This is a genomic window from Methylophilus luteus (genome assembly GCF_042676265.1).
In the GTDB taxonomy this organism is placed as follows: Bacteria; Pseudomonadota; Gammaproteobacteria; order Burkholderiales; family Methylophilaceae; genus Methylophilus; species Methylophilus luteus.
In genome coordinates, this window is sequence record NZ_JBHTKB010000001.1 from 779300 (window position 1) to 798727 (window position 19428).

General features: G+C 50.9%; 18 protein-coding genes and 1 other RNA gene. 11 read left to right on the forward strand and 8 right to left on the reverse strand.

What is annotated here, in order from left to right; translation table 11 throughout:
* Positions 1–34 precede the first annotated feature (34 nt).
* Genes ACFQ1Z_RS03465 through ACFQ1Z_RS03480 form a run of 4 tightly spaced genes read right to left on the reverse strand, consistent with a single transcriptional unit; the run spans position 35 to position 3086 of the window.
* Entirely contained in the window at positions 35–730 is a 696-nt protein-coding gene (locus ACFQ1Z_RS03465) for a DUF6134 family protein (protein ID WP_379055681.1), read from the reverse strand.
* Positions 727–1497 (reverse strand): DUF1295 domain-containing protein, encoded by a 771-nt coding sequence (locus ACFQ1Z_RS03470; protein ID WP_379055683.1) that lies wholly within the window; start codon positions 1495–1497, stop codon positions 727–729. The genes ACFQ1Z_RS03465 and ACFQ1Z_RS03470 overlap by 4 nt, the downstream gene beginning before the upstream one ends.
* Entirely contained in the window at positions 1494–2027 is a 534-nt protein-coding gene (locus ACFQ1Z_RS03475) for a DUF2878 domain-containing protein (RefSeq protein WP_379055685.1), read from the reverse strand. The genes ACFQ1Z_RS03470 and ACFQ1Z_RS03475 overlap by 4 nt, the downstream gene beginning before the upstream one ends.
* A 9-nt stretch (positions 2028–2036) precedes the next feature.
* Positions 2037–3086, reverse strand: a complete 1050-nt coding sequence (locus tag ACFQ1Z_RS03480) for an SAM-dependent methyltransferase (RefSeq protein WP_379055687.1) — start codon at positions 3084–3086, stop codon at positions 2037–2039.
* A 173-nt stretch (positions 3087–3259) separates the two neighbouring features.
* Here ACFQ1Z_RS03480 and ACFQ1Z_RS03485 point away from each other — a divergent pair, with 173 nt between their 5' ends.
* From ACFQ1Z_RS03485 to ACFQ1Z_RS03500, 4 genes are all read left to right on the forward strand, one after another.
* Positions 3260–5059 (forward strand): pyrroloquinoline quinone-dependent dehydrogenase, encoded by a 1800-nt coding sequence (locus ACFQ1Z_RS03485; protein WP_379055689.1) that lies wholly within the window; start codon positions 3260–3262, stop codon positions 5057–5059.
* A 390-nt stretch (positions 5060–5449) separates the two neighbouring features.
* Positions 5450–8659, forward strand: coding sequence for a response regulator (locus ACFQ1Z_RS03490; RefSeq protein WP_379055691.1), 3210 nt, complete (start codon positions 5450–5452; stop codon positions 8657–8659).
* An 8-nt stretch (positions 8660–8667) separates the two neighbouring features.
* Positions 8668–9027, forward strand: a complete 360-nt coding sequence (locus ACFQ1Z_RS03495) for a response regulator (protein ID WP_379055693.1) — start codon at positions 8668–8670, stop codon at positions 9025–9027.
* A gap of 65 nt (positions 9028–9092) precedes the next feature.
* Complete coding sequence (locus ACFQ1Z_RS03500; RefSeq protein WP_379055695.1) at positions 9093–10169, forward strand: response regulator; 1077 nt, start codon at positions 9093–9095, stop codon at positions 10167–10169.
* Positions 10170–10224: 55 nt separating this feature from the next.
* Here the strand turns inward: ACFQ1Z_RS03500 and ACFQ1Z_RS03505 are convergent, their stop codons facing one another.
* Complete coding sequence (locus tag ACFQ1Z_RS03505; protein ID WP_379055697.1) at positions 10225–10617, reverse strand: hypothetical protein; 393 nt, start codon at positions 10615–10617, stop codon at positions 10225–10227.
* A gap of 161 nt (positions 10618–10778) precedes the next feature.
* The gene (locus tag ACFQ1Z_RS03510) at positions 10779–11702 is read right to left on the reverse strand and encodes a DNA-binding protein (protein ID WP_379055699.1); all 924 of its coding nucleotides are present in this window, start codon (positions 11700–11702) and stop codon (positions 10779–10781) included.
* Between the two features lie 237 nt (positions 11703–11939).
* Here ACFQ1Z_RS03510 and ACFQ1Z_RS03515 point away from each other — a divergent pair, with 237 nt between their 5' ends.
* Positions 11940–12353 carry a hypothetical protein gene (locus ACFQ1Z_RS03515; protein ID WP_379055701.1) on the forward strand — a complete coding sequence of 138 codons (414 nt, stop codon included), beginning with the start codon at positions 11940–11942 and terminating at the stop codon, positions 12351–12353.
* A gap of 74 nt (positions 12354–12427) precedes the next feature.
* Here ACFQ1Z_RS03515 and ssrA read toward each other — a convergent pair.
* Positions 12428–12793, reverse strand: a transfer-messenger RNA (tmRNA) gene (gene ssrA, locus ACFQ1Z_RS03520).
* Between the two features lie 81 nt (positions 12794–12874).
* Here ssrA and ACFQ1Z_RS03525 point away from each other — a divergent pair.
* Positions 12875–13747, forward strand: coding sequence for a prephenate dehydrogenase (locus ACFQ1Z_RS03525; RefSeq protein ID WP_379055703.1), 873 nt, complete (start codon positions 12875–12877; stop codon positions 13745–13747).
* 9 nt (positions 13748–13756) lie between these two features.
* A complete protein-coding gene (gene aroA, locus ACFQ1Z_RS03530) occupies positions 13757–15037 on the forward strand; it encodes a 3-phosphoshikimate 1-carboxyvinyltransferase (protein WP_379055705.1) in 1281 nt (426 codons plus the stop codon).
* Here aroA and ACFQ1Z_RS03535 read toward each other — a convergent pair whose 3' ends face one another.
* A complete protein-coding gene (locus ACFQ1Z_RS03535) occupies positions 15038–15256 on the reverse strand; it encodes a DUF2061 domain-containing protein (RefSeq protein WP_379055707.1) in 219 nt (72 codons plus the stop codon). It lies immediately after the preceding gene.
* Positions 15257–15345: 89 nt separating this feature from the next.
* Between ACFQ1Z_RS03535 and cmk the strand changes: the two genes are divergently transcribed.
* The 4 genes from cmk to lapB all read left to right on the forward strand — a co-directional run bounded on the left by cmk (position 15346) and on the right by lapB (position 19398).
* Entirely contained in the window at positions 15346–16014 is a 669-nt protein-coding gene (cmk, locus tag ACFQ1Z_RS03540) for a (d)CMP kinase (RefSeq protein ID WP_379055709.1), read from the forward strand.
* A 188-nt stretch (positions 16015–16202) separates the two neighbouring features.
* A complete protein-coding gene (rpsA, locus tag ACFQ1Z_RS03545) occupies positions 16203–17699 on the forward strand; it encodes a 30S ribosomal protein S1 (protein WP_379055711.1) in 1497 nt (498 codons plus the stop codon).
* 15 nt (positions 17700–17714) lie between these two features.
* Positions 17715–17999 (forward strand): integration host factor subunit beta, encoded by a 285-nt coding sequence (locus ACFQ1Z_RS03550; RefSeq protein ID WP_379029822.1) that lies wholly within the window; start codon positions 17715–17717, stop codon positions 17997–17999.
* Positions 18000–18168: 169 nt separating this feature from the next.
* Complete coding sequence (lapB, locus tag ACFQ1Z_RS03555; RefSeq protein ID WP_379055713.1) at positions 18169–19398, forward strand: lipopolysaccharide assembly protein LapB; 1230 nt, start codon at positions 18169–18171, stop codon at positions 19396–19398.
* Positions 19399–19428: the final 30 nt, after the last annotated feature.

The window sequence follows — 19428 nt, forward strand, 5'->3', positions numbered from 1 at the left end:
CAAATCACTTTAATTAAATTTTTCAACATATTGATTAAATGAGCTTATAAACAATTTTATAACCTTCTGGTGTCACCGACTCCAGCGCCACCCAGTCTTGCTGCAGGTCATACCAGAGCGTGATGTTCAGTTTGTCTTTACCCTTGTAGCGCCCGCGTAGCTGGTATTGGCGGGTGGGGGTTTCCTGGCCTTTGACCACTATATTTTTAGCGCCGGCATCGGTGACAGTCACATCCAGGTATTCGGCATTCTGCGGGTTGAGCAAACGTGTTTGCTTGAGGATAGCCGGGTTCCAATAGGCAAAGGTCATGATACAGGCGGGCAATGCCTGCTTGTCGCTGCTGTTTGCCACCTGCTTATCCTTGTTATCTTCCTTAGTTAGGACAAACTGGCCATCTTTCAGTTGCCCGCTGACATCAGTGACCGTCCTGTTTTCTTCAGTATGTGCTTGCAGGCTGTCCAGGCAGCTACCTTGCCAGGCCTCATCTGCCTGATGCTGGTAGCGATAGGCATTGATAAACAGTACTTTCACCTGAAAATCGGCGCGGCTTTGCAACTGCTGGTTGTTCAAAGCGAAGGTATGCGTGCCTATTTTCTGTTTATCCAGCCACACCTCAAAAGACCAGTCTTTTGCCTGCACTGATGGTAGCAGGCCCAGCCATAAGCTCACCATGATTAGTCCGCGTGAGCTTTTAACTAAGGTCTGGCGGGAAATGACTGCCTGATTCATGCGTCCTGACCGCCTTTCGGGATGCCGGGGATAAAGGCATTTGTATTTTTAACATAGTCGGCATAGCCGGGGCGGCGGCTGTGTATGGTGTTTTCCATCAGGCTGACACCACTGACTTTGAGCAGCAGGAAAGTCATGATCACCGGCGATATCCATACCCAGTGGTCGCCGGTGGCGGCGCCAAACAGCGCGAACCCCCACCAGATCAGGCATTCGCCAAAATAATTAGGGTGGCGGCTGTAGCGCCAAAGCCCGCTATCCAGCACCTTGGTGTCATGGCCAGGCTGGTTGCGGAAGCGCGTCAGCTGGAAATCCGCCACCACCTCCCAGTAAAAGCCTAACCCGAACAACAAAATAGCCGCACTATCCAGCCACTGTAAAGGCGCCTGGCTGGTCACCGCGGCATACAGCGGGTAAGAGATCACCCAGGCCAGCACTGCCTGCAAGCCAAAGATGAGATAGACGCTTTTAAACCAGAAATGCGGTTCATTATTGTTGCGTATGGTGTCATAGCGATGATCTTCCTTGCCCCAATTGCGCCAGGTCAGAAAAATACTCAGCCGCAATGCCCACAAGCTGACCAATGCCAGCACCAGGCAGGCGCGCACGGATAAGTCATAGTAAAAGATGGCGCTGATATAGGCGGTGATCGCCATGAACAGGCTCCACATGCTATCGACATGGCTGTAATGATGGGTAGCAAAGCTCAGCAGCCAGCCACTCAGGGCAAACAACAGTATCGCGATCAGTGCATAGGTATAAATCATGTGTGCCTTTTATCAACGGTGTGGTTAAACGTGTAGCGCACCCAAAGCAATAACGGCATGGCAACCGACCATTGCAGCGCCACCCAGGCCAGGCTATAGGGGGAGGGCAGGCTGATTGCGCCTAGTTGCGCTACACCCAGGTATGCCAGCGGGCCCAAAATACCGCCAAGCACAGCGGCGAGTAGCGGTTTGCACTGCAACCAGCGCAAACTCACATTCAGGGTGCAGGCAAATGCCAGCCATAAGGCGATCATCCATAATGGGATATGGCTGACCCAGCTCTGATGGTGGTTAAAACTGATCCAGCCCATGCTGTAACCGACCTGGTCTAACAGACTGCCCACGGCTGCCGTGGTAAACAAAGGTAAAGCCTGCTGCCAGCTTTCCAGCCATTGCAAATGCGCGGCAGTGTATAGCACCACCAGTAGCAGCACCGGCAACGACCAGCCAGGCGCTGCGGAAAACACGCACGCAAACCACAGCAGCTGGAAAGAGATAAAGTTAAATATAATCAGACTTTTAGAATGCATATCTGATATTTAAGTTTCTCTCTTTGCAAACAAGTAATGGCTGACCCACCAGGTCTGCCCTTGCTGGTATGCAAACAGTTCGGCACAGGCCATGAAAAAAATGCGCCAGCGCTGGCGCCAGATATCGGCATCGTTTACACCATAAATACCTTGCAAAATCGGCGTCAGCGCGTCGCGATTCTGGTCCATATTATCCAGCCACGCATTAGCCGTCTTTGCATAATGACTGCCATTCCAGCGCCATTTATCAATGATCTTCAGGTCATCCTGAAAATAGAGCGGCAGATCATCACTGGGCATCATGCCGCCACTAAAGAAATACTGGCTCATCCAGTCATCGTCTGCCTTGACATCAAAGGGATATGGCGCATGCCTGTGCACAAAAATATGCTTGAAAAACAGACCGTTGGGTTTCAGCCAGCGCGCCACTTTGGCATATAACACCTGGTAGTTGCGCATATGCTCGAACATCTCTACCGATACGATGCGGTCAAAGCGCAGCTCGGTATCGAACACATTCATATCTGCGGTCGTAATATTGATATTGGCCAGACCGAGCAGGCTGGCCTGTTGCAGTATATATTCGCGTTGCGAAGCAGAATTGGATACGCCGGTGATGCTGGCATTCGGATAATGCCTGGCCATCCACAATGTCAGCGCACCCCAGCCGCAACCTAGCTCCAGAATCTGCTGACCATCCTGGATCAAGGCATGGGCACAGGTCATGGTCAGTGCCAGATTTTCGGCTTCATCCAGTGTTTTCGTCTCGTCAGACCAGTAACAACTGCTGTATTTGCGCTGCGCGCCCAGGCAATACTGGTAAAAATCCGCCGCCACCTCATAGTGCTGCGCGTTGGCTTTTTCGGGCAATGGCGCAATGTCTGCGGTTTGCATCTGCTCAAAAAACTCGATCAGGGCTGATTGTGCACTTTCACAATCACTGTCATCGATCTCGTCTAATCTGCTCTGGCACAGTCTCTGTATCCCTTTGCGTATGAATATATCTGGTAACAGGCCGTTTTCGGCAAGTTTTAAGGCAAAGGAAGTGAATAGGCTCATAAATATTATCGCGTTAATCAACATTATTTATGTCCATCATAAACCGGCTTTAGTTGCAGTGTGCGAAATATTTTTTTTACATTTTAGTTACACAAATAGCTTGTGCACGCAAAAATCGAATGCAGATGCATTTCGCATGTATACTCACCTGTATAGTCTTTGGATATATCACTATGAATAAATCACGCATATGGCAATTATCAACTTACCTCAGCCTGGCATCAGTATCGCTGTTGCTGGCGTGTAGCCAGGCCACCAGGCCGGCCACACCAGCAGCGCAGAATGCAGACTGGCCCAGTTACGGCCTGAATCTGCAGGGGCAACGCTTTTCGCCTTTGGCACAGATCAACCAGCAGAGCATAGGCCAACTGACATCTGCCTGGACCGTCGATACCGGAATTAAAGCCACTTTCCAGGCGACGCCTATCGTGGTCAATGGCGTCATGTATGTGAGCCTGCCGTTCAACCATGTGCTGGCCCTGGATGCCGCGACCGGCAAGCAGTTGTGGAAATATACGCATGACCGCAAAGCAGACTGGCCTATGTGTTGCGGGCCTGCCAACCGCGGCGTTGCCGTGTCTGAGGGTAAGGTATTCATAGGCACGGTAGATGCGCGGCTGATCGCGCTGGATGCCGCCAGCGGTAAAAAACTGTGGGATATCGATGTCGCCGCCAACCAGGTGAATACCGAGCAACAGAATACCCTGAATAGCAGTGACCCGAATAAAACCAGGAAAGTCACCGGCGGCACCGGTGTCGGCATTGCCATGGCACCGGTGGTGTATAAACATAAAGTCATAATCGGCATCACCGGCGTCGGTTACGGTTTGCATATAGACAACCCGACCAGCGATGCGCCGCTAGGCGCGGTGATAGGGGTGACCGGCCGTTACGGGCGCCCGGGTTTTCTGGCTGCCTTTGATGTGAATGACGGCCGTCAAGTGTGGCAGTTTGATACTATCCCGGCAAAAGCCTGGGAAGGCAATTTCACCACCAGAACGGCAGATGGCAGTGTGTTTGATCGCGATGTCGCGGCTGAGAAAAACGCCGTTAAAGACTATCCCGATGCGGCCAGGTTTGGCGGCGGTTCAGCCTGGAGCACGCCGGCGATAGATACTGGCACCGATACGCTGTATTTTGGTACCGGCAATCCATCGCCGCAAATGAACGATGTTTCCAGGCCGGGTGACAATCTGTATACCGTGTCACTGGTTGCGCTGGATACAGAGACCGGGCGCTACAAATGGCATTACCAGCAAGTACCGCACGATTTGTGGGGCTATGATCTGGCCAGCCCGCCAGTGCTGTTTCAGTACCAGCATCAGGGCAAAGCGATCGCCGCAGTCGGGCAAGCCAGCAAAACCGGCTGGTTCTATATACACGACCGCAGCAACGGGCAGTTTCTCGCCAAATCCGATGCTTTTGTGCCGCAGCTTAACCTGTTTAAAAAACCTGGCACTGAAGGCACCGTGATCTATCCTGGCATCCTCGGTGGTGCTAACTGGTCACCGGTGAGTGTAGATGAGCGCCAGCACAAGATATTCGTGGCGGCCATGCATAGCCCTATCAAATATACCGTGCACGAAACCGAAGCCGCTAACGGGCAGAAACCCATGCGCTATGCTGCCAGCGAGCCGACAGAAGATGCACGCTGGGGTTTGCTGAGTGCGATTGATAGCCAGAGCGGCAAGATCGCCTGGCAGCATAAAACCGAGCAGCCACTGGTTGGTGGCGTGCTATCAACCGCCGGCGGCCTGCTGTTCTGCGGCGAAGGCAATGGCAGGCTGACGGCTTATGCCAGCGATACTGGCAAAGCTTTATGGCATTACCAGTCCGATTATGGCGTCAATGCGCCACCCATCACTTACCAGATCGCGGGTGAGCAATATATCGCGGTGGTGAGTGGCGGCAACTCTCTATTCGGTTTTAAACAGGGTGACCGTATCCTGACATTCAAACTGGCAAAAAAATAAGCGCTACGGGCTGCCGTGGCAGCCTGTCCGCCACTTGCATCCCACTTTCCTCGCCGCTAGTCAGCATGAGCTGGCAGCACAGCCGGGCATTTATAATGGCCCAATATTTAATTTAAGTAAAAATTAGCATTGACAGGTTAATGAGGGGCGAATAAATTAGCATAAATGCATCTTGCTTTAGACCTGAAGCATACGGCTTTAGCCGCAGCTGATGGTGCTCACTTTAGGGCTTAACTATCCGCTTAACTATCAAAGCCTTATGAAAAGCTGGTGGCAGTTGAACGTTTGGCAAAACGCAATCTCAAACCAGTTTAAGAACTGTACTGATTAATCCTTGATGTGAATAACAAAATGGGAATCACGAATGCTGGCTAGCAGGTTTATATCGGTATGAGTTCACCACGCAAAGAGCGCTGGGCGCTGGAATCCATCATTATTTATGGGTTTATCAGTTTTTTTGCGCTGCTGGTGGTGCTGGGCATTACCAGTATTTTTTACCTGCAACGTTTTTCCGAGACTAATCGCTGGATCACCCACACCAACGAAGTCATTTCCAAACTTGATAGAGGCCTGGCGCTGTTCAACCAGCTGGAAGTTTCGCAACGCGGCTTTCTGCTCACCGGTGACAACAGCTCTATCAATCGTCGTGATATCGCCTTGGCTGAGCTGCAAAAGGATATCACCGAGCTGGCGGTGCTGACCAAAGACAACAGCTTTCAGCAGAACCAGATCTCGCTGTTAAGGCGGCTGATAGAGCGGCGACTGAACTACTTTAATCAGCTGGTCGATTCCACAAAGCTGATCTCCAGCGATAAGATGCGCGAGATCCTGCGCAAAGACACCATACGGCGCGAAGATATGCTTGAGATCCGCGGCGTATTCAGTGCCATGTCGCTGGAAGAGCAGCACCTGCTGGATGACCGTACCAAGCTGGAACAAGACCATGCCAAAGACTTGCTGACCTTGTTCACGGTCATGTCGGTCGCTATCCTGATCTTTTTCCCGCTGCTGATATGGCGTATACGGCGTGACCTCACGATACGCAAGCAAGCCGCGGCCGAACAAAGACGGCTTACGGATATTCTGGATGCCTCACCCGACCTGATCGCCAATGCCAACCTGCAGGGCGAGTATTTTTATCTGAACAGGGGAGGGCGCAGGCTGCTGGGCATCGCTGAAAACGAGGATATCTCCGCACAAGCCATCTCGCGCATGCGCCCGGACTGGGCGACCGACCTCATACAGAACAAGGCTATTCCCACTGCACTGAGCAGCGGCGTATGGAGCGGCGAAACCGCTTTTATCAGCCGCACCGGCATCCATATTCCGGTTTCCCAGGTCGTGGTGGTGCATAAGGATAGCAATGGTGTGCCTACGCATTTATCTACGGTGGCACGCAATGTCAGCGATTTTAAGCAGATTGAATATGACCTGAAAAATGCCGCCGTCTATGACCAGACGCATAGCGAGGTTTTAAGGCTGTTCAATGCCAATTACGACCGTGCACATATCCTGCCCAATATGCTGGAGATCCTGGCCAGCAATCACGCTTTTCCGGTCTCTGCGGTGTATGGCTATGACGAATGGAGCGGGTGTTACAACCTGGAAAGCGCGCATGCGGCACCCAGCGACATCCTGACTGAATTCAAGCTGGGCCACGGTATCATAGGTGAGGCGTTGCACAAGAACCAGACCCTGATACTGCGTGATGTGGAGGCGTTTCCCAGTCTGACCATAGAGACCGGGCTGCTCTCTATCAAGCCGGCTGGCATTATCATCTGTCCTGTCAGTTACCAGGAAAAACGCCTGGCAGTGCTGGTGCTGGCGGCAAGCCGTGCCGTGACTGACCGTGACCAGACCTTTATTGAGCGCCTGTCGGCTCAACTTGGGGTGGCGCTGCATAATATCCAGCAATACGGCGACCTCAAGCTGCTGGCCGAGCAACTGCATCTGCGCAGTGAAGAGATAGGCCTGAAGAACGAGCAGCTGCTGGAAGCAGACAAGATGAAGTCTGAGTTTCTCGCCACCATGTCGCACGAGCTGCGCACACCGCTTAATGCCATTATCGGTTTTTCGGAGATATTGCGTGATGGCTTGATCGGTAAATTGGCGGCTAAACAGAAAACCTACGTCAATGATATTTTTGAAAGCGGGCAGCACCTGCTGTCACTGATCAATGATGTACTGGACCTGTCTAAGATCGAAGCCGGCCGCATGGAGCTTGAAGGCGAGATGGTAGACGTGAAAGGCTTGCTGCAAAACAGCCTTTCCATCGTCAAGGAAAAAGCCGCCAGCCAGCATATCAAACTGCTGTCTGAGCTGCCAGATGCTCTAGGTCATGCCTGGCTGGATTCGCGCAAGGTGAAACAGATCGTTTACAACCTGCTCTCTAATGCGGTGAAGTTTACGCCTGAAGGCGGGCAGATCACCCTGCAGGCTAGCCTGGTTGAACGTGACAGTGTGCTGGAGCAAATCAGGGATATCCCGAAAACCCATTATTCGCCTATAGGCGATGCCAGCCAGTTTATCCAGATATCCATCACCGATACCGGCATAGGCATAGCGCCTGAGGATATCAGCCGCCTGTTCCAGCCTTTTGTGCAGGTTGAAAGCACGCTTTCACGGCGGTTTGAGGGCACCGGCCTGGGCCTGGCTCTGGTGCGAAAACTGGCGGGGCTGCATAGCGGGGCAGTGGCCGTCACCAGCACGCCTGGGGCAGGCAGCACCTTCACGGTCTGGCTGCAATATAATCCCAACCTCGGTGACAGCACTCTCGCCAGCATACAGCCGGGCGACAGTCTGCGCCCGTTCGTGCACACCGATACACCGCATGTGTTGGTGCTGGAAGATGACGACAGGGCGGCCGACCTGATCAGGCTGCAACTAGAACTGGATAATTGCCGGGTGACGCGTGCGGCGACTGCCGAAATAGCCCTGACTATCCTGGCCGGAGGCGATCCGCCAGACCTGATCACACTGGATATTTTGTTGCCAGGCATGGACGGCTGGGAATTTCTGACCAAGCTGAAAACCGATGCCAAACTCGCCCACATTCCAGTGGTCATTCTTTCCATCATTGCCGATAGCAATCGTGGCTTGTCGCTGGGCGCGGCACAGGTATTGCAAAAACCGGTCTCGGCCGACGATCTGCAATCCGCATTAAGCACACTGGGCTTTAACAAACCCGGAAAGAACCAGCCCGGTGCCAAAGTACTGGTAGTTGATGACGACCCCAAAGCAGTAGAAATCATTTCTTCTTATCTTGAGCACGCCAAACACACCGTGCTGCGCGCCTATGGCGGCGTTGAGGCTACGCATCTTGCCAAAGTAGCACAGCCGGACCTGATAGTGCTAGATCTGATGATGCCGGAAATCAATGGTTTTGAAGTGGTTGAAGAATTAAGGCAGGATAAACTCACGGCAAAAATCCCTATTATTATCGTGACCTCCAAATTCCTCACGCCACAAGAGCAGCAGACCCTCAAAGGGCATGTACTGGCGGTGCTGGAAAAATCTGAATTCAATCATGGCAACTTTATCACTGAAGTGCATAGAGCATTGTCCGGTAAGAAAAAACGCATCAGCAAGGCAAGGGCGTAGAGGCGATCATGGCAAAAGTACTGGTGATTGAAGACAACCCTACCAATATGAAGCTGGCGCACTTGCTGCTGGAGACTTCAGGCCATGAGGTGCTGCAGGCGGTCAACGCGCTGGATGGCATAGATATCGCGCGCAAGGAGTTACCTGCCGTGATACTGATGGATATCCAGCTACCGGGCATGGACGGCCTGACCGCCACGCACATGCTGAAACAGGAGAGCAGCACCAGTCATATCAAGATAATCGCACTCACCGCATTTGCCATGAAAGGCGACGAAGAAAAAATGCGCCAGGCTGGGTGCGATGGCTACATAGCCAAGCCTATCCGCTATAAAGAATTTCTGGAAGCCGTTGATGCCTTACTTTAAAACAACAGGATTCCACTTTAAAGCAGATCTGCGCATAAAAAAATGCTGGCGAGAGGGTTGATACCATGGACATGAAAGTCACACGCAAGACCATACTCATCGTCGATGATGAAGCGAATAACCGCACCTATCTGGATACGCTGCTGAGCTCAGAAGGCTATGCCACCTTGCAAGCCCACGATGGCAAAATGGCACTGGAGCTGATTGCACAGCATCAGCCCGACCTGATTTTGCTTGATGCCATGATGCCGGTACTCGATGGTTTTGAACTGGCCTCACAGCTGAAAAGCAATGAGGCGACTAAAGTCATCCCCATCATCATGATCACCGCGCTGATAGACAGAAACTCCAAAATGCGTGCCCTGCAATGTGGAGTAGAGGAGTTCGTCACCAAGCCGGTAGACCGCGCCGAACTGTGGATACGCGTGCGCAACCTGCTACGCCTCAAGGAATATAACGACTTTCTGAGCAACTATAGCCGTACGCTGGAAATACAAGTTGAAGAGCGCACAGAGCAATTGCTGACCAGTTATTTTGATTCCATGTTCAGCATACTTCGCGCGGCTGAATTCCGCGATAAGGAGACCGGCGACCATATCCACCGCATCGCTTTTTTCTGTAAGGAGCTGTCGGCTGACCTGGGCATGAGCACAGACTTCATAGACACCATCTACCATGCCAGCCCCTTGCATGATGTAGGAAAAATAGGCATCCCCGACCATATTCTGCTCAAACCTGGTGCACATACTGCAGATGAATGGGAGATCATGAAAACCCACGCTGCCCTGGGCAACAGCATACTTGGTCACGGAAAAAGCACCTCGCCGTTCACCATGATGGGCGCCGAGATCGCGCTCAACCACCATGAACGCTGGAATGGCACCGGCTACCCGAATGGTCTGAAAGGCGAAGCAATCCCGCTATCTGCCCGTATTATGGTGATCAGTGATGTATATGACGCCTTACGCAGCAAACGCCCGTATAAAACGGCATTCACGCATGAACATGCCATGCATATCATCTTGAAAGGTGATGGCCGCACACGCCCAGAACATTTTGACCCCATGGTCCTCAGCGCCTTCGCCAGGCTGGCTGAACGCTTCCGTGAGATTTTTGAAGAACATGCAGACCTGCCTGAATAAGCATGAAATTAAGGTTGAAAAGTAGGGCGCTGATAGCTGCTCTACCTGTTTAGCCCTATCTATTACGCTTGGTTTCCATGACCAGCGTGGTCACCGATTTGCTATCAATAAATACCATACAGCTTAACTCGGCAGTTTTCGGGCCGGTAGGTCTGGAGCTGCAAGTGCTGGAAACCCGCTTATCCTGATAACTGATCCCCGGTAGCTCGCCAAAGCCAGTGCGATCTAATTTACCGGTGATATGCAACACCTCATCAAAATAAATGAACACCGTGCTGGTCACGCTTTTACCCAGGATGCCACTCCTGAGTACCTGGTCAACTTTGCCGGTGATGTGTGCCGGCTTGGTGACAGTGGCTGGCGCTTGCGGATGTGCAACGGTGTGACTGTGATGCGTAGTGCATGCTGCAATAAACAAACTGGCAATGCATACATAAACCTTTTTCATCTTAAGCACCTCGTGTCATGGATGTGTGCAGATAGTAACTCAAATCACAACAGGGGAACGCGTTTATAACTCTGGTTTATAGTGCTGATTACCGCACACCTTTAATTTAACATAATATACATTATGCGAAATTAAAGATGGTTAGCCTTGGCTCGAGATTTTTATTTCAGCAATGGCTTTTTTCTCTCGATTTGCTTTAACTTGTTAGACGCGACCAGTTGCTGGCGTTGTGATTCTTTTAGCTGACCTTTGATCAGGCCCACATTTTCGCGCAACTCATTAACCAGTTTTTGATTCTTGGCGGTCTGCGTTTTGTTGACTGCATGTTCTTTAAGTATCGTCTTTTTCAGTTCTGCGACCTCAGACTCCAGTTTGTAAGTACGTTGCCTTTCCCTGTCGACATCAGTAAATGATTTTGCCTCTAGTTTTCTATAGCGGTCTTCTGACAACTTCAAGGCGGCATGCAGTTTATTCAGTTCGGTATCAAACTCGTTATTGATGCTCTTGAGCGAACCTTCCAGCGCCGATTTTTCGTATTGCAGCGTTTTGACTGATTCTTTATGGTTGGCCGATACCTGATGATCTATGAGGAATCTTTTTTCGCTGTCCTGCAGTTGCTTTCTCAGCGTCACCAGTTCCGCAGACTGTTCGATATTCAGCGCTTCCAGCTTTCTGAGCTGGGCCTTGCAGTTTTCCAGCTCCAGACGGTTAGCACTTTCAAGGCCATTGATCACAGAATGCTTTTCTTTCACATTTTGCCTGGCTACTTCGAGCGCCGATTTCCACAGGGTACCCAGTGCTTCGCCAGCAAACTCGCGCAGGCTCTCAGGCAAACCAGAATGTTCTATATCCACCCTGTTTTTAAGTCTTAGTTCCGACCAGAAATTACTCACGGCTTGGGCCGGTATCGTCATCGTGCCTTTACGCACCAGCTGATATAGCTTGTTCGCAGTCGGTTGAATGCCGTATCGAAAAAACATCACTCGACAGACTTCTCTGTATAAATCTTTTGCTTGCGGGAATTGAATGCGTAAGTTTTCTACGTCCTGGATGAGTTTGGTTTCAGTGCTATGCGTAATGGTCATGTTATTCAAAGGCTATCAGGTTGCTAGGTTTCCCTTTTGTGACAGATTTATAACGTATTTAGTTTGCAAAAAATTTCCTGCGCGCAATTTTTCAACATTTTTATTGGTAGAAAATCGCTACGACTGCTAGAGTGATAATACATGAAGTATATTTCACAACCAATTGATTTAAATAGTTTATTTATATTTATAAATCTAATTTATGGTTATGACACTCATCAGAAAAAGGGAAATTATATGAATAATAAAACCATGCGTAATAAAAGCAGAATTGAAAAATTGCAGACGCAATACTCCCTTGAATGGAGTTTGAAAATCGGCGCATACCTGGGGACTTTAACTCGGCAAAAGGCAATCAAACTGGCAGATGTGAAACCGGCCATTTTTCAACGCTGGCTATTCGGCGCACTGGCAGCCCCGGCAGACAAGCTGAATCGTATCAAGCAGCATGCCTATGCCGCTTTGAGAACCAGGCAACGAAAGAAACGCAAGCAGCATCAGGTCGCACACACTAATGAGCAGATCATCAAGACGCAGTTTTTATGGAAGCAATTGATTTTTGATCAACTCAGAGTGGTGGCAAAGCGCAGGTTTTGTACACGTATGAAAATACAATATCGTGAGATGAATCAACGACTTGATCTGAATTGATACGCGCTGAATAACAAAAAACCCGCATTTAAGCGGGTTTGTGAGATGTTTTGGTACTTTTTGATTTTGGTAATTGGTGGAGCTGGGGGGAATCGAACCCCCGTCCGCAAGCCCTCCACAGACAGTTCTACATACTTAGCTGTGTTGTTTATATTTAACCGTACACTCACCAACGAGCAAGCAAGTGCAAAGCGAGTTGCCTTGGATTTAATGCGTGACTAAGCAACCCAACCACGCACGATTCTCTCTAAATGACGCTGCTGCCGGTTACCCGGCCCGACCGAGAGACTCTTCGGGGCAGCGTTCAGCCGGGATTAAGCGGCTAAAGCGTAAGTTTCGTCGTTTGCGACTATACTTTTTCAGATGGATTTACGAGGGAACCTGAATCCTCGGTATGCCCTGCACTGCTTTGCAACCCACGTCGAAACCTGGTCAGCCCCAATGCAAGCTGGCAAGTATACGCCTGAAACCCATACTAGCCAAACTTCAGACGCAGTTGTATGACATGATACAATTCCTGAATGTTCAATAAAATCGTGATCTTCGGCGTAGGATTGATAGGCGGCTCAGTCGCCCTGGCGCTGAAAAAATTAGCCAATCCACCTCAGATCATAGGCGTAGGCCGTTCAGAGCAAAGCCTGCAAGAAGCATTGAGTTTAGGGCTGATAGACCAGGCCGTGACCGACATTGCAAGCGCATTAGAAAATGCAGATTTGGTATTGATCGCTGCCCCGGTAGCGCAAACGCCTGCCATTTTACGCACTATCCGCCCTCACCTTGCCGCACAAACAGTGATCACCGATGCCGGCAGTACCAAGTCCGACGTCATGGTGTATGCTCAGGCTGAGCTGGGAGATCAATTCAACCAGTTTGTCGGTGGCCACCCTATCGCCGGTGCTGAAAAAAGCGGCCCCGGGGCGGCCATGGCTGATTTGTACATAGGCAAAAACGTGATTCTGACACCCGCCGAAACTACCAGCCCGCAAGCGCTACAAAAGGTAGCCGCTTTATGGCAGCAGTGTGGTGCGATTGTCTCAAATATGCGTGCGCAAGAGCACGACAGCGTATTCGCCGCAGTCAGCCATCTGCCGCATTTACTGGCATTTGCACTGGTTGAGGACTTAGCCAAGCGAGATAATGCAGAGTTACTGTTCAAGTTTGCCGCCAGCGGTTTTCGTGACTTTACCCGGATTGCCGGCAGCCACCCTGAAATGTGGCGCGATATTGCGTTGGCAAATAAACAGGCCTTATTGCACGAGCTGAATATGTACCAGCAGGCGGTCACTGAAATGAAGACCTTGCTGGAAAATAATGACGATGAAGGGCTGTTCAACTTATTTGAACACGCCAGCCTTGCGCGCAATGCCTGGGCGAAATCCAAAATTCAATCATAGACTATATATATGGAACAACTGCATTTAGCTGCCGCTGCACAAGCAACCGGGGTGATCACACTACCAGGCTCAAAAAGCATTTCTAACCGCACCTTGTTACTGGCGGCGCTTGCAGACGGGGTGACGGTGATACGGGACTTGCTGGATTCAGATGACACGGCGCGCATGCTGGAAGCGCTGCAATCACTAGGCGTGCAGCTGGAAAACATTGCAGAAAATGCCTGGCGAGTGAGCGGCTGTGACGGAAACTTTCCGAACAAACAGGCTGACTTGTTTTTAGGCAATGCCGGCACTGCATTCCGTCCGCTGACCGCAGCATTGGCATTTTCTAACGGCGATTACCATTTGCATGGTGTGCCGCGCATGCATGAACGCCCGATCGCCGATCTGGTCAGCGCCCTGCGCCTAGCGGGAGCCAAGGTCGATTATCTGGCTAACGAGGGCTACCCTCCCCTGCAGATCTCCCCGGCGACGCTGGATGTCAGCCAGCCTATCCAGATCCGCGGCGATGTTTCCAGCCAGTTTCTGACCGCTTTGCTGATGGCGCTACCGCTGACAGGCCAGGCAGCCACCATTGAAGTAGTCGGCGAGTTGATCTCAAAACCTTATATTGAGATCACCCTTAACCTGATGCAGCGTTTTGGCGTCAAGGTTGAACGGGATGGCTGGCAAAGATTTCATATACCTGCTGCAACACGTTATCAATCGCCAGGCGAGATTTACGTAGAAGGCGACGCTTCTAGCGCTTCGTACTTTATTGCGGCAGGCATAGTGGCGGGCGATGTCACCGTGCAGGGCGTAGGCCAGCACAGTATTCAGGGCGATATTCTGTTTGCCGAAGCGGCCAAGCTGATGGGTGGCCGTATCAGCTATGGCGACAACCATGTACGTGCAGAAAAAACTGGCGCGCTAAAAGCGATAGACCTAGATTGCAACCATATCCCCGATGCGGCGATGACGCTGGCGGTGATGGCGGTGTTTGCGCAAGGCACCACCACCCTGCGCAATATCGCCAGCTGGCGTGTGAAAGAAACTGACCGTATTGCTGCCATGGCCACAGAGTTACGCAAAGTGGGTGCCAGTGTGACCGAGTCGGAAGATGCGATCGAGATCACGCCACCTGCGCAACTGATTGAAAATGCAGTGATAGATACTTATGACGACCACCGCATGGCCATGTGCTTTTCATTGATCAGCCTGGCCGGTGTGCCTATCACCATTAATGACCCCAAGTGCGTCGCCAAAACCTTTCCTGAATACTTTAAGGTGTTTGCCAGTATCGCGCGCTGATCAGGCGGCATAAGCCCATTCGTGTTCATCTGCTTCGCGGCTGGCAGCATGCGCATGGTGGTGGTTCCATGCCCGCTCGTGAAAGTAAAACACCACGGTATTAATGGCTGGCTCTATCAGCGCCATCAGGCCACCGATCAGCATGCTGCCAGTGAGTAGATAGGCAATGCTAAAAGCCACGCTGAAATGCAGGATTGCGAAAGAAAATGTTTTGATCATGCTGTGCTCCTTAATCGTTAGGCACATCATATAAACCACTGAAAATTTTATCCAATTCATTGTTTTTAAGTATTTGATAAGCAAAATTTATGACCGAACAAACTTTATGGCCCGTGATCGCCATCGATGGCCCATCCGCTTCCGGTAAAGGCAGCGTCGCAGAACGTGTCGCCCAGGCATTTGGCTTTCATTACCTGGATTCCGGTGCCCTTTACCGCCTGCTGGCTTATGCAGCGCATACCAGATCGGTTGCCTGGAATGATGCAAGCAAACTGGCACAGATCGCCGCTGTCATGGAGATCAGGTTTGAAAACGGTGAGGCATTTTTAGATGGCGAGCATGTCAGCGCTCATATCCGCAGCGAACAAATGGGCAAAGGCGCTTCCGAGGTCGCAGTGCACCCTGAGGTGCGCACGGCGCTGTTGCAGACGCAAAGAAACTTCAGGCAAGCGCCAGGGCTGGTGGGCGATGGCCGTGATATAGGCTCGGTGATCTTTCCGGACGCAGCGCTGAAAGTGTTTCTGACTGCGGCGGTAGAAACCCGCGCCCAGCGTCGTTATGACCAGCTGATCAATCGTGGTGAAACTGCCAGTTACGAAACGATACTGCAAGATTTAAAGCAGCGTGACCTGCGTGACACGCAACGCTCTTCCGCGCCCTTAGTGCAATTGCCGGATGCCATGCTGGTAGATACCACGAAAATGAATATCACCCAAGCTGTCGACATGATCATTGCCGCCTTTAAAAAGACGGCCTAAATCAGATAAAAAACGCTTTAAGTCATTGAAGCCAATAATTTTTTTGTGTATAGTTCCAGATTCGCGTTATATCTGGCGCCAGCCGGATATAGCAATTTTTAACTTTATCCATTGACTGCTTTTTTTAGGTAGCAATGGCTCGTTAGTCAGCATGGGCTGTTTGGCGAGTAAATTTGGACAATTTTTTAATGGCTTCTATTTCTAATTCAACCTCTTCTAACGAATCTTTTGCAGCCCTCTTCGAAGAAAGCCTGGCCCGCCAGGAAATGCGCGCTGGTGAAGTGATCACCGCCGAAGTAGTCTCTGTAGACAATGATTTCGTGATTGTTAACGCTGGCCTTAAATCCGAGAGCGTGATTAATGCCGGTGAGTTCAAAAATGCCCAGGGCGAGCTGGAAGTTGCTGTAGGCGACTTCGTCAAAGTGGCGATTGAAAAACTCGAAGATGGTTTTGGTTCTACACAACTGTCTCGCGAAAAAGCGAAGAAAATGCAAGCATGGCTGGATCTGGAAGAAGCCATGAACGAAGGCCGTGTAGTTAAAGGCTTTGTCAGCAGCCGTGTTAAAGGTGGTCTGCGCGTTTCTGTCAGCGGCATCATGGCGTTCCTGCCTGGTTCACTGGTAGATATCCGCCCGGTAAAAGACACTACTCCTTACGAGAACAAAGAGTGGGATTTCAAAGTCATCAAGCTGGACCGCAAGCGTAACAACATCGTGGTTTCCCGCCGCGCAGTCATGGAAGACACCCTGGGTGCTGACCGTGAAGCCTTGCTGGGTAGCCTGACTGAAGGTGCTGTGATCAAAGGTATCGTTAAAAACATCACTGACTACGGCGCGTTCGTGGATCTGGGTGGTATCGATGGCCTGTTGCACATCACTGATTTGGCATGGCGCCGCGTGAAGCACCCATCAGAAGTGCTGACCGTTGGTGAAGAAGTTGAAGCCAAGATCCTGAAGTTCGATCAAGAGAAAAACCGTGTTTCCCTGGGTATCAAGCAATTAGGCGACGACCCATGGGTAGCATTGAGCCGCCGTTACCCAGTAGGCACACGCCTGTTCGGTAAAGTGTCTAACCTGACTGACTACGGTGCGTTCGTTGAAGTAGAACCGGGTATTGAAGGTTTGGTACACGTGTCTGAAATGGATTGGACTAACAAGAACATCCATCCGGGCAAGATCGCTCAACTGGGCGACGAAGTTGAAGTCATGATCCTGGAAATCGACGAAGACCGTCGTCGTTTGTCACTGGGTATGAAACAGTGCAAACCAAACCCATGGGATGATTTCGCTGCCACTCACGCTAAAGGCGACAAAGTATCAGGCCAAATCAAGTCTATCACTGACTTTGGCGTGTTTATCGGTCTGCCAGGCGGCATTGATGGCCTGGTTCACTTGTCTGACCTGTCATGGACACAGTCTGGCGAAGAAGCGATCCGCAACTTCAAAAAAGGTGACGAGCTGCAAGCAGTTATCCTGGCAATCGACGTTGAGAAAGAGCGTATCTCTCTGGGCGTGAAACAGCTGACTGAAGATCCAAGTGGCAACAGTGCGCCAATTGGTGACGACAAAGGCGGCAAACCAAAAGCCAAAAAAGCAAAAACTGATGATGTCCTTATCGATGAAGCCTCAGCCGGTACCACTAACCTGGGTGCTTTGTTGAAAGCTAAATTGGACAGCAAAAAATAATAAAGGCTTTAGGTCATGACTAGATCTGAACTCATTGATTTACTTGCACAGCGCTTTCCGCAATTAGTGCTGAAAGATGCCGAGTTATCTGTTAAAACCATCCTCGATGCGATGACAGAAAACCTGGCGACTGGCGAGCGTATTGAGATCCGCGGTTTTGGTAGTTTCAGTTTGAATTACCGCCCGCCCCGTTTGGGACGCAATCCTAAAACTGGCACCAAAGTACAGGTGCCAGCCAAGTATGTGCCTCATTTCAAGGCAGGTAAAGAACTGCGCGACCGCGTAGACGCTATGGAGTAAATCAGCCTTTGCTGACAAAAACGGCATCTCATTGAGGTGCCGTTTTTTTTCGCCCTGCCTGGCCTGAATTACCACTCAGGACATCACTATCTGCATAGCGCTGCTATATTCATGACAATGCCACAGGCGCTTAAGGTAAAATAGGCGCTATCTAAAAAAGAGACCTTGTATGCTGGTTGAATTTGAATATTGGTGGCTATTGATCCTGCCACTGTTTTTCACGCTGGGCTGGATCGCCGCCCGTGTGGATATCAAGCAATTGATTGCAGAATCGACCTCGCTGCCCGCCACTTATTTTAAAGGCCTGAACCTGCTGATCGCCGACCAGTACCACAAGGCGGTAGATGCATTCAGTGAAGCGCTCTACCTGAATAAAGACTCCCTGGAATTGCATTTTGTGTTGGGCAGCCTGTTCCGCCGCACTGGTGAAACCGACCGCGCTATCCACCTGCACATGAATCTGCTGGAAAACTATGAGCTGACTGAACAACAATCGACTTCGATCAAAGTCGAGCTGGCACAAGATTATTTTAAAGCCGGGCTGTATGATCGCGCAGAAGAACTGTTTCTGGCACTGCGTCACACGCGCTATGAACAAGCAGCATTACGCCATTTGCTTGAAATATATGTAAAAGAGCGCGAATGGTCGCAAGCGATCACCATCGCCATTGAGCTGGAAGGTTCCTCCGGCATCTCTTACCGCAAGGAAATCGCCCAGTATTACTGTGAACTGGCCGTCAACGCCATCATCCAGCAAGACTGGCAGAACGCCAAAGGCCACCTGGCCCAGGCCCTGGATGCCAACAAAAACTGTGTCCGCGCCAATGTGCTATTGGGGGATATGGCAGCGCAGCAGGAAGACCATGCCGCAGCCATCTCTTTCTGGAAAAGAATAGAAATGCAGGACCCGGAATACCTGGGCCTGGTCGCGCAGAAAATGCTTAAAAGCTATGCCGCGTTGCATGAAGGTGATGGGCTGATTGCGGGCAATATGTCCAAAGGCCTGAAGGAAGGCCTGGACCAGTTGAGTCATTATCTTGAATCCTACCAGCTGAGCAGCATGATGTCGGTGTTATACGAAGCCACTTTGCAAGCAGAAGGTGCCGATACTGCCGCCAAACTGGCGCGTAATGAGCTGATACGCAAACCCAGTTTGAAATCGCTGGACCAGTTACTGCAAGCGCGCGCCATGCTCGAAGACGAACAACATGATTTACAGCTGATGCAGCAAACCGTGCGTAACGCCATCGGTGACCGTGCCGCCTATTACTGCGACCAGTGCGGTTTCCGCGCCAAGCAATACCACTGGCAATGCCCGGCCTGTAATGCCTGGGAGTCGCTGCCTGCCGAGCCGACAGAAGCGACTATCCGTGATATCAAATTGCTTAAACGCAAATAACCGTTCGTTCATTTCCCCCTACTGATCACA